The 10,401-nt window shown below is 65.0% G+C and carries 10 protein-coding genes; 4 read left to right on the forward strand and 6 right to left on the reverse strand.

Features of this window, described 5'->3' with window-relative positions:
* Window positions 1-6: 6 nt before the first annotated feature.
* Both I0Q12_RS17025 and I0Q12_RS17030 read right to left on the reverse strand, forming a co-directional pair.
* The gene (locus tag I0Q12_RS17025; RefSeq protein ID WP_197253020.1) at window positions 7-858 is read right to left on the reverse strand and encodes a glycosyltransferase family 2 protein; all 852 of its coding nucleotides are present in this window, start codon (window positions 856-858) and stop codon (window positions 7-9) included.
* Window positions 851-2,869 carry a WecB/TagA/CpsF family glycosyltransferase gene (locus I0Q12_RS17030; protein WP_307846299.1) on the reverse strand — a complete coding sequence of 673 codons (2,019 nt, stop codon included), beginning with the start codon at window positions 2,867-2,869 and terminating at the stop codon, window positions 851-853. The genes I0Q12_RS17025 and I0Q12_RS17030 overlap by 8 nt, the downstream gene beginning before the upstream one ends.
* Between I0Q12_RS17030 and I0Q12_RS17035 the strand changes: the two genes are divergently transcribed.
* A complete protein-coding gene (locus tag I0Q12_RS17035) occupies window positions 2,834-3,775 on the forward strand; it encodes a GDP-L-fucose synthase (protein WP_197253052.1) in 942 nt (313 codons plus the stop codon). The genes I0Q12_RS17030 and I0Q12_RS17035 overlap by 36 nt on opposite strands.
* A gap of 11 nt (window positions 3,776-3,786) precedes the next feature.
* Here I0Q12_RS17035 and gmd read toward each other — a convergent pair whose 3' ends face one another.
* Together gmd and I0Q12_RS17045 are read right to left on the reverse strand one after the other, a co-directional pair.
* Window positions 3,787-4,824 carry a GDP-mannose 4,6-dehydratase gene (gene gmd, locus I0Q12_RS17040; RefSeq protein ID WP_197253022.1) on the reverse strand — a complete coding sequence of 346 codons (1,038 nt, stop codon included), beginning with the start codon at window positions 4,822-4,824 and terminating at the stop codon, window positions 3,787-3,789.
* Window positions 4,824-6,077, reverse strand: coding sequence for a glycosyltransferase family 4 protein (locus tag I0Q12_RS17045; RefSeq protein WP_197253023.1), 1,254 nt, complete (start codon window positions 6,075-6,077; stop codon window positions 4,824-4,826). Before I0Q12_RS17045 ends, gmd begins: the two co-directional genes overlap by 1 nt.
* A 195-nt stretch (window positions 6,078-6,272) precedes the next feature.
* On the opposite strand from I0Q12_RS17045, the gene I0Q12_RS17050 reads away from it, so the two are divergent.
* The 3 genes from I0Q12_RS17050 to I0Q12_RS17060 all read left to right on the forward strand — a co-directional run bounded on the left by I0Q12_RS17050 (window position 6,273) and on the right by I0Q12_RS17060 (window position 8,844).
* Complete coding sequence (locus tag I0Q12_RS17050) at window positions 6,273-6,872, forward strand: methyltransferase type 11 (protein WP_231610854.1); 600 nt, start codon at window positions 6,273-6,275, stop codon at window positions 6,870-6,872.
* An 81-nt stretch (window positions 6,873-6,953) separates the two neighbouring features.
* Window positions 6,954-7,940, forward strand: coding sequence for a hypothetical protein (locus I0Q12_RS17055; protein WP_197253025.1), 987 nt, complete (start codon window positions 6,954-6,956; stop codon window positions 7,938-7,940).
* Window positions 7,941-7,944: 4 nt separating this feature from the next.
* Entirely contained in the window at window positions 7,945-8,844 is a 900-nt protein-coding gene (locus tag I0Q12_RS17060) for a glycosyltransferase family 2 protein (protein WP_197253026.1), read from the forward strand.
* Window positions 8,845-8,865: 21 nt separating this feature from the next.
* Here the strand turns inward: I0Q12_RS17060 and I0Q12_RS17065 are convergent, their stop codons facing one another.
* Both I0Q12_RS17065 and I0Q12_RS17070 read right to left on the reverse strand, forming a co-directional pair.
* On the reverse strand, window positions 8,866-9,756 hold the full coding sequence (locus I0Q12_RS17065) for a MazG family protein (protein WP_197253027.1): 891 nt from the start codon (window positions 9,754-9,756) through the stop codon (window positions 8,866-8,868).
* On the reverse strand, window positions 9,753-10,401 hold a 649-nt coding region (locus I0Q12_RS17070; protein ID WP_307846301.1), incomplete at its 5' end, for a TRCF domain-containing protein. The genes I0Q12_RS17070 and I0Q12_RS17065, both read right to left, overlap by 4 nt.

Here is a 10,401-nt window from a genome sequence, read left to right on the forward strand (position 1 = left end):
GAGGCATCAGCCGAGAGACCGACTACTTTCGTCGCGTTCCCAGCCGACGGTCCTTCGGCGCGCACCCCATCGAGCGGCGAGCGCAAAAGCAATGTACGCCAATGTATCTGCGGCAGATTTCGGACCGTGGACCGACCGCAACACCGCGAGCGCGGTGGCCGTACCCGTGCCACCCGCGCTGCCGACACCCGGACGGGCCTCGGCTGTGCCGCGCCGGCTGCGCCGCAGAATCGCGAGCAAACTCGTGATGTCGTTCGGAGTCTTCACCACCGCAGGTTCCGTATCGACGACGGCCTTCTCGTCCGGATCGAACTGCTCGTCCACGAAGAGGTCGTCTCCGATCAGGTTCGGGAACGACCCGAATCTCGAGTGTCCTGCTTCGGTGAGGGCGTACACGCCGGCCCCCCACAACACAGGTTTCCGTCGAATCCGTTGTCGGGCACGATAGTAACTGCAGACCAGCGGATCGGCGCCGCCGAAGTCGTAGCGGAACGGCGGACGTGCGGCAAGAACGTCACCGCGGGCGAGACGATCGAGGACGTCCAGCACGGCAGCAGCCGAAATCCGGATGTCGGCATCCAGATAGAGTCGAGGCCAGAGCGAAGCAACCTGGTCGCCGATATTCAAAGCTGCTGGTTTCGATCCTTCCGCCAACTCGACCACCCGCGCGCCCGGGATTCTTCGGGCGATCGCGGCGGTGTCGTCGGTACAGCCGTTGCACACCACGACGAGTTCGAAGTATCCCTCCGCTGCGGGCGGGCCGAGCGGCACGAGCGTCCGTTGGATCACCCCTGCCTCGTTGTATGCAGGAACGATCACAGCGCCGCGTCGAGTGTGGCCGGAAAGTGATTCAGTCATCTGTGGTTGCGTGAGGTAGTTCTCGCCATTTCCTGCGCCTCAGAACGGTGGACAGTGTGCGCCGGTGCTCCGGATCGTAGGCGCGCAGCGCTTCGGAGAGTGCAACTACAGATCGGAACAGCATCGAGTACGTGCCGCCGTGATGACGCTCCACGTAGCGAACGCGGTTCACGGTCATGAGTCGCGTGAGGGCGGGCGATGTGCCCGATCCCCCCTGCCGGTGTTGCACGATCGCGGACGGTTCGAACCGAACCAGGTGTCCTCCCTTTCGGATGCGGCGAAAGTAGTCCGTTTCCTCCGAGTAGAGGAAGAACTCTTCGTTCCAGGGGCCGACCTCTCGCGCGACCCACGCCCGGATCAGCACCGCTGCTCCCGTCGCCCAGTCGACATCGTGTGCGTCGAGGTAATCTTCTGGGTTGTAGACGATCTCGGACAGAAACCGCGGCCTCTTGCGCAACCTGCCGCCGAACAATGCGTCACCGACCGCACCCATGAGCGACGGCTCGCGACGAATCGAGGGATAGAGCTCACCGTTCTCGTCCAAGATGAGTGGCACCACCGCACCGATACGATCGTCGCAGCGGAGCGAGGCCATCAGACGTGTCACGGTGTCGACCGCCAGTGTCAGATCGGGGTTCAGGATCAACACGGCGTCACAAGGATCGACGAACGGGAGAGCCGCATTGATTCCACCGGCATAACCGAGGTTGCCCCCGGTTTCGACGAGTGTGACATCGGGGTGCAGGCGCACCAACGCGGGTGTGCCGTCCGAGGAGCGATTGTCGACGACGACCACCCGGATGGACAGCTCGTGAGCCGCGAGGCTCAGGTCGTCGATCAACCTGGAGATATCGTCAGCACTGTTGTGCGTCACCACCACAACGGTGACGACGGCCCTTCGCCCGGGCGCGACGAACGTCCCGCGCGCTGCGCTCGCGTCGTGGATCAACATCATCGATCCACGCTGCACAGTCCGGGCTTTGCGCATCAGCCTCAGCAACTCCGGTGGATCTTCGACGAGATAGCGATGACTCAACCGGCGAGGTTCCAGCATCAGCCGCCATGCCCACTCGAGCCCGCTGTCGGCAATCCACCTCGGCGCCCTGCGCACCCTGCCGGCAAGGAAGTCCACAACTGCGCCGAAGGCGAGAAGCACCCGAGCGCCCGTTTCCTTACCGAATTGCGCAATCCAATTCTCCTGCAGGGGCTTTCCGAGTCCGGTCACCAGGATCTCCACGCCGGCGGAACGGATCTGTCCGGCGATCGCCGCCGAACTGGCAGGATCCTGCAGTTCGGATCTCGCCGGTGACCAGGTACCGACGATGTTCAAGGTCGGAAGACGTGTGCTGAGCGCCGCACGGAGACGCTCGTGTGTTCCGGCGGTTCCACCCAGAAAACCGACGCGCGTACCCTGCCTCGCCGCATACTCGAGAATCGGGCCGATCAAGTCGCTACCCGACAGTTTCGGCCAGTCCCGGCCACTGAGCGCCTCGGCCTTCCGGACGAGAGGCACCCCGTCGAGGAGCGTGAGCCAACGCAACCCCTCCGGTGCCGCCCCCACGGATACGGCGGGTGGCCTCGCGGCCCAGGACTCGTCGCCCCCGAAATGATGAAGATGGTCGAGATTCGCCGAGGCGACGACCAGCGGAGCCGGTGCGGTGAGTGCATCGATGATCAGTGACATCGCCAGTTCGCGATCGATCAGGTCGATCGGGACTGCGTCCACGACCATACGGGGCCACGGCGCAGGATGCGGCCGAGGCGGATCGCGTCGATTCTCGGATTTTGTGAGCGGCATTGCTTCTGCCCAATCCGTGCATCTCAGGGCTTCTCCGTTCTCGGAATTGTATCGAAGGAGTGCTGTGCGCACGCCTGATCGGCCTTCGCTCGGGAACGAAAGCGCGCTGTGCATGGTGAATCGCCGAATGCGCCGCGCTGCGTCGAATACGGTCGTACCGTGACCAGCTTCCCATCGATGTCGCCGAGCACCCGGATCTATATCGCCGGGCATCAGGGTCTCGTCGGCTCAGCCCTGTGGCGCCACTTCGCTGCGTGTGGATTCGAGAACCTCATCGGACTCGATTCATCGGAATTGGATCTTCGCGACGCCCACGCGACCGCAGCCTTCTTCCGCGATGTCCGCCCGGAGGTCGTGGTCGACGCGGCGGCGCGGGTCGGCGGAATCGCGGCGAATGCCGCTCGACCTGCGGACTTCCTCTCCGACAATCTGCGGCTACAGCTCAACCTGTTGGACAGCGCGGTCTCGAACGGGGTGGAGCGATTCCTCTTCCTGGGTTCGAGTTGCATCTATCCGAAGTTGACAGCGCAGCCGATCCGTGAAGAGGCCCTGTTCACCGGCCCACTGGAGGAGACGAACGAAGGCTATGCGGTGGCCAAGCTTGGCGGGGTCGCGCAGGTCACCGCGATCCGTAGGCAACACGGGCTGCCCTATATCAGCGCCATGCCGACGAACCTCTACGGTCCGGGCGACAACTTCTCTCCGCACGACGGCCACGTCGTACCCGCGATGATCCGGCGCTTCCACGAAGCGATGCTCGCGGATGTTCCACACGTGACCTGTTGGGGCACAGGACTGCCTCGGCGCGATCTCATGCATGTCGACGACGCCGCTGACGCGTTCCACTTCCTGCTGGATCACTACGACGGAGAGCGCCCGATCAATGTGGGCTCGGGTTCCGATGTCACGATCGCGGAGATCGCACGCATCATCGCCGACACCGTCGGTTATCACGGGGAGATTCGGTGGGATGCATCCAAACCCGATGGGACCCCCCGCAAACTGCTCGACACCAAGCGCCTCACAGACCTCGGGTGGTCCGCGAAGATTCCTCTCGCAGAAGGAATCAGAACGACCTACGAGTGGTTTCTCGCACACCAGGACACGTATCGCCGCTGACCCGACCGTGGTCAACTCGGTGCAGTGCTCCAACCCGGAAGCGCAGGCCTGTCGATCCAGTGCCGCTCCCCGGCCTCGAGCGCCGAGATATCGGCATCGACCATCAGTTTCACAAGTTCCGGGGTCCGCACCCGAGGATCCCAGCCGAGGCAGGATCTGGCCTTCGCCGCGTCGCCGACCAACGCATCGATCTCGGCAGGACGAAGATACCGGTCATCGAATCGCACGTACTTCTCCCAATCGAGTCCGACGTGATCGAAGGCGAGAGCGAGGAACTCGCGCACGGAATATCCCGTTCCCGTCGCGAGGACGTAGTCGTCGGGGGTGTCGGCCTGCAACATCCGCCACATTCCCTCGATGTATTCGGGCGCGTATCCCCAGTCACGGATCACGTCGATGTTGCCCAGATACAGATAACGGTCGAGCCCAGCCCGGATACGCGCGACCGCGCGCGTGATCTTCCTCGTGACGAAGGTTTCTCCTCGCCTGGGCGATTCGTGGTTGAACAGGATGCCGTTGACGGCGAACTGTCCGTACGCCTCCCGGTAGTTGCACGCCGTCCAGAAAGCGAAGACCTTCGCCGAGCCGTACGGTGAACGCGGATGGAACGGAGTGGTTTCGCTCTGCGGCAGCGGCGACGGCCCGAACATCTCGGAACTCGAGGCCTGATAGAAGCGGCAGTCGAGGCCGATCCGACGAATGGTCTCCAGCAATCTGAGAGTTCCGAATGCTGTTGTCTCGGCGGTGTATTCCGGCTCGTCGAAGCTGACCCGGACATGAGATTGCGCCGCCAGGTGATACACCTCGTCAGGACGGATCGTCGAAAGCAATGTTGCGAGCCGCGCCCCGTCCACGAGGTCTCCGTAGTGCAGGAAGAGCCTTGCGCCGGGCTGGTGAGGGTCCACATACAGGTGGTCGATGCGGTGCGTGTTGAACGTCGACGCGCGGCGAATGACTCCGTGCACCTCGTAGCCCTTGTCCAACAGGAACTCGGCGAGATAGGACCCGTCCTGCCCGGTTATGCCGGTCACGAATGCCCGCTTCGGCATCAACGTGCTCCCAACCCGTGGGGGGCACGCACGAGATCCAGGATCCATTCCTCGTAGCGATCCAGGGCCTCGTGCTCGGACAGCGTGCCGGCGCAGTAGCGCCGTCCCGACTCCGCAAGCCGAGCTGCGAGCACGCTGTCCGTACCCAGCCGCACCGCTTCACGAAGCAGTAGGTCCGGCCGGTCGGCCGGAACCCGGACACCCGCGCCCGACGCGGCAACCTCCGTCGCGGCGAAGCTGTCCTCGTCCGTCGCGGCAAGGACGGGCTTCCCGGAATTGAGATAGGAGGTCAGCTTGCTGGGAACCGCCATCTGCGCCACACCGGGACGTTCGTTCACCAGAAGCACATCCGCAGCTCCCAGGACCGAAGGGAAGACCTCGTCACCGACCGGATCCAGGAACTGCAGGGTATCGATACCCGCACCCTCCGACTCCAGACGGGCGCGCTGATTTCCGTCGCCGAGCAGAACGAACCGGACGCGGAGTCGTTGGAGACTCGCCAGTCGCGCAGCCGCCAGCACGTTCTCCAAGCCCTGCTTGGCCCCCATGTTCCCCGAGTGCAGGACCACCACCTCGTCGGGGTCCCATCCCGATTCCACGCGGAACACCGCGCTCGCCGCAGGATCCGGTGGCGCGACGTGGTTCCAGTTCCGGATGGTGCGGATCCGGCCGCGCTCGATACCGAGGTGCTCCAGGATCTCCGTGAACCCCTCGTGGATCACCACGACCTCGTCCGCCAGCCGGACGACTGCCGCCTCCAGCGCTTGAACCGCCAGAGCCGACCTCCCTTCGATCGCCGCGGTCTCCGCGACCCCGCGGCTGTAGATGTCGTGAACGATGACTCCGACCGCCGGCCGCGACCGCGACAATCGCGCTCGCAACGCCGACATCCCTGCGGCAAGCAATGGCGGACTCACGAACAGAACGACCTCGGGGTCGTTCCATCGTGCCAGCAGAACCTGCAACCCGAAGGTGGTTTCCATCACGGCACGCCCGAACGCCGTCGCTCGCCGCGGAACGTAGTGACCGAAACGGCCGATACGAACGTGATTCGCGAATTCCTCGGATCGAAGACGGAAGCGCCCCTCGCGGCGGATCCACTCCGGATAGTGCGGGAAGCCGGTCAACACCCGAACGTCGTGTCCACGGGCAGCCAGTCCGGATGCGAGAAGAGTCGTGTACGGCGCGATCCCGATCGACTCGGGGGCATAGTTGATACCCACGATTGCGATACGAACCCTTTGTCGGGTCATGAATTCGAGAGTAATACCCCCGGCCGGGGACGTCCCCCTCGAACGGTGTCGAGATCGGTCTCCTACTCACCCGACGGTGATAGTGTGGTCCTTCACGAACCTCGAGAGCCACACCGCCGGAGGGATCGCGTGAACGGCACCCGGATACGACGCATGGTCGTGGATTCTCCGACATCTCTCGGTGCGAAGGCGAGGATGCGGCGTTGGCAGATGTTCACCGAGGCGTTCCCTGAGATCGAGAAGGCACACGTTCTCGACCTCGGTGGCACGGTGGAGACCTGGCGCCGCGCCCCGATCAGGCCGGGCCGCGTCACCGTACTCAATCTCTTCGAGCCCGGTGAGTCCGACGACGGGTGGATCACCCCGGTCCTCGGTGACGCATGCGATGCCGCACGAGTTCTCGCAGACGCGAAGACCGACACCCATTTCGACGTCGTGTTCTCCAATTCGCTCATCGAGCACGTGGGCGGACACGCGCGGAGAACGGAGTTGGCTCGTCAGGTCCGAGAGCTCGCACCACGCTATTGGGTCCAGACGCCGTACCGGTATTTTCCGGTCGAACCGCACTGGCTTTTTCCCGGAATGCAGTTCATGCCGGCCGCTGCCCGAGTCGCCATCGCCGAACACTGGCCGCTGGTACACACACGTCCTGAAAGCACCGAAGAGGCGCGCCACGAGGTTCTGTGGACCGAACTGATCGGCATCACGGAGATGCGGGACTACTTCCCGAACGCAATGATCTTGCACGAACGCATATTCGGTCTCACGAAATCGATCATTGCGACGGACTCGTAGCGGCATACCGACGAGGAGCCCGGGACCCGGGCCGACCACAATTCCACAGCACCTGCGGCCACCGGGGAAGGAGGCATCCCTATGACGAAGTCCGTGGCCAGGACACCTGTTCCGAGTTTGCGCGTCGGTGACCTCGTCGAGGTGCGAAGCGCCGAAGAGATTCTCGCAACCCTGGATGAGAACGGAGAGCTCGAGAACCTTCCGTTCATGCCGGAAATGCTCCGGTTCTGTGGTCGTCGGCTGACCGTGCACAAGGTTGCGTACAAGCTCTGCGACACGATCTCCGGAACCGGCATCCACCGCATGGAGCACGCCGTCCACCTGACCGACTCACGTTGCGACGGATCTGCTCACGGAGGTTGCCAGACTTCGTGTTCGCTGTATTGGAAGGAGGCATGGCTCAAACGCGTGGAGCCGGGAATGCCGAACCCGCCCCGATCGTCATGCGTCGACATTCCACTGCTCGATGCCAACACCCGCAAGGAGCCCGGCCCGGACGGCACGTCACGTTATTCGTGCCAAGCCACCGAACTGCTTCGCGCCGCGCCGACATGCCTTCCGTTCCGCGATCTCGGGCAGTATGTGACGGACGTGAAAACCGGAAACGTCCGACCCGTCGAGTCCGCCGAAGCTTTCCTCGTAGGCCTGTTCAACCGGATACAGGACATCAGTCGGCGACTCCTCCCGCGCAAACTGTGGTTTCGCAACGGACTGCCGTGGGGCTTCGTGCAGGGCCGGGCGGTGGGCAGGACACCGACCGCCCACCTGAAGCTGCAACCCGGCGAAACGGTCCGGATCAAGACCAAGAGCGAGATCATGGAGACCCTCAACGAAGATCGGTTGAACCGGGGCATGGGCTTCGAGGAGGAAATGGCACGCCACTGCGGCCGCACCGCCCGGGTGCAGGCACGCGTGACCCGATGCATCGACGAGAGAACCGGGGAGCTGCTGACGATGAAGAATCCCTGCATCATCCTCGAAGGAATCACCTGCAACGGTTCGCACAACGTCAGTTGCCCGCGCGAGTTCGTACCGTTCTGGCGGGAGATCTGGCTCGAACGGGTGTGACCCCATGACATCGGCGTCCGGCACGCTGGTCTCGGTCGGGTTACCTGTGCGCAACGGTGCAGATCGTATCGAGGACGTGGTGCGGTCCGTCTTGGCGCAGGATCACGAGAATCTCGAACTGGTGATCTGCGACAACGCCTCCACGGACAACACCGAACAAGTATGCCGCGATCTCCGCGAGCGTCACCGCCGGATCGTCTACCACCGGCATCCCGTGAATGTCGGCGTGCTCAACAACTACATCAGTGTGCTGGGGCTGGCCACCGGGACGTTCTTTCGGTGGGTCGGAGACGACGACTGGCTCGCACCGCATTGCATCTCACGGAGTCTGGCTGCGTTCGCCGCGGACGACCGGCTCGTGCTGGTGACCCACCGGATGGACTACCTCACTCCCGAGGGCCTCATCCGAAGTGCCCGATACAACGACACTGCCCTCGGTTCGTGTGATCCCGTCACCCGGTTTGCCGCATTCTTGGGCATGCTGAACGAGAACGTTCCCCTCGTCGATCCCGTGTACAGCCTTATCCGTCGTGAACCGGCGCTCCGGATAGAACGCAGGAACATGCTGCGTGAGGACGAGGTGTTCGCCGCGAAACTGGCACTGACGGGACCGTGGGCACACGTTCCCGAAGTACTCGGGCGGAGGAACCTGACACACGCGACGCCCACGGCACTGGCACGCAAGCTCGATGTGCCGTCCTGGCAGGCGCACTGCGCCACCACCCTCGAGTGCCGGGAGATGTTGCGTGCCCTGGCCGAGCACCACCTCGACTCGGAGCAGCGGCGTGCGGCCCGGCTTGCGGTGGCAGGATTGTACGTACAGCGGCAACAGGATCTGGTCGTCCGGGTCGGCCGCCGACTCGCCCGGATGCTCGGCGAAGCGACAGGTCGCCGGAGTCGGTGAGACGACCGGCCGCCGGGATTCTCAGCCTCGTGGCCAGAACCTGTGCCAGTCGTCGGGCGACAGCGACCGGCGTTCACCACGATTCGCTTCGGCGGCGTTCTCGGCTTCGCGGATACGGCCGGCGAATTCGATCACGGCCTTCCGCAGCCGATGCTCGGCGCTGGACTGTCCGCCGATCCGGATCGTCCCGAGCGAGTCGGGTACCAGATCCTCCGGCAACCCCGCCTCCGCGCTCCTGGACACCACCTTCTCCGCCAGTGCCAACGCCGGCTGCGCCATCGCGATGCCGTCGAGGCACGACTCCCGCGCCTTCTCCGCCGCCTTGGCCGCCTGCCACGCCGCCTCCTGCTCGGCGACGTCGAGCGGGCCGGTGTGACCGTTGGTCAGGTGCGGGCTCCGCTGCGCCAGTTTGGTGACAAGGGTGCCGGCGACGTCGTCGACGTCGAACGGGTCGGTCGGTGATTCCTGGGCGATCCGGGAGTGGAACAGCACCTGCAGCAGCAGGTCGCCGAGTTCCTCGCGCAGCCCGGCCCGGTCGTCCTCGTCGATGGCGTCGAGAAGCTCGTAGGTTTCCTCGAGCAGGTAGCGCCGCAGCGAATCGTGGGTCTGGGTGACCTCCCAGCCGCCGAACCCCCACAGCCGGTCCATGACGTCGACCGCCTCGAGCAACCGGTCGCCGGGCACCGGGTCCGCCGCGACCACGGTCTCCCCGCGCGCGGTCCGTGCCGCCACGGCGTCGCTGCCTGCGTCGAGAACCACGAGCACGTCGGCTCCCGGTTCGTGGTCGAGACCGAGCGCAGCGCGCACCTCGTCGGGGACCTCGTCGCCGTACTCGACCGGCCCGCGCAGCAGGCGCACCGCGGCCGCGGGCACGACCCCTGGCCGGCGCGGGTCGAGGAGGACGACGCTCACGCGCTCACCCCCGCCGCGACCCGCACGTCCACCGACCCCTGCGCCTTGCCGTCCATGGCCAGCAGGAAGTCCGCGATGTACTGGAGCAGTTCGACGTCGCGGACCCGGTCGGAGCCGACCCCGCCGGTGCGCGGCAGCGGCAGTTGCACGATGCCGCTGGTGGCGCGGTACTGGGCGGCCGGGAAGATCCGCTTGAGTCGCATCTGCTTCGAGTCGGGCAGTTCCATCGGGGAGATCTTGAGCTGGGTGCCGACGACCGCGACCTCCTCGAGCCCGTATTCGCGGCACAGCAGCCGCAGCTTCGCGACGGACACGAGCCGGCCGACCTCTTCGGGCAGCGGGCCGTACCGGTCGACGAGTTCCTCGACGACGGCGGCGATCGCCGCGTCGTCCTGTGCGGCGGCGAGCTTGCGGTAGGCCTCGAGGCGCAGCCGGTCGGAGGTGACGTAGTCGGCGGGGATGTGCGCGTCGACGGGCAGGTCGACCCTTACCTCCTTGGGCGTCTCCTCGGTGGTGATGGGGGTGCCGTCGGCCGCGGCGCGGTACGCCTCGACGGCCTCGCCGACCAGGCGCACGTACAGGTCGAAGCCGACGCCGGCGACGTGACCGGACTGTTCGGCTCCGAGAACGTTTCCGGCGCCGCGG

The sequence above is a fragment of the Rhodococcus sp. CX genome (assembly GCF_015865005.1).
Taxonomy (GTDB): domain Bacteria; phylum Actinomycetota; class Actinomycetes; order Mycobacteriales; family Mycobacteriaceae; genus Rhodococcus.